A 286-nucleotide genomic window follows, 5' to 3' on the forward strand; every position below is an offset into this window, starting at 1 on the left:
GGTTACGTCGCGACAGACACCCAGCATCCGCTCCCAACAGTTCATTATTCCGGTACGGCATCGTCCCCCAGCGCGGTGCGCAAGATCGGCTGTGACATCAAGGGAAACATCAATGATCGCGGCGAGCGCATCTATCATGTGCCCGGTCAAGAATATTACTCGGCGACACGCATCAACCCGGCCCGGGGCGAGAGATGGTTCTGCTCCGAATGGGAAGCGTGGTGGGCTGGATGGCGAAAGGCCAAGGTGTGAAGACAATGGGTATGCTGCGGCGCACTGAAATGGG

1 protein-coding gene is annotated in these 286 nt (G+C 58.7%); it reads left to right on the plus strand.

What is annotated here, in order from left to right; genetic code table 11:
- Positions 1-252: hypothetical protein (locus EN852_RS39955; RefSeq protein WP_135879985.1), on the plus strand; the 252-nt coding region annotated here is incomplete at its 5' end.
- Positions 253-286 lie beyond the last annotated feature (34 nt).

This window comes from Mesorhizobium sp. M2E.F.Ca.ET.209.01.1.1 (assembly GCF_004010375.2).
Lineage (GTDB): Bacteria > Pseudomonadota > Alphaproteobacteria > Rhizobiales > Rhizobiaceae > Mesorhizobium.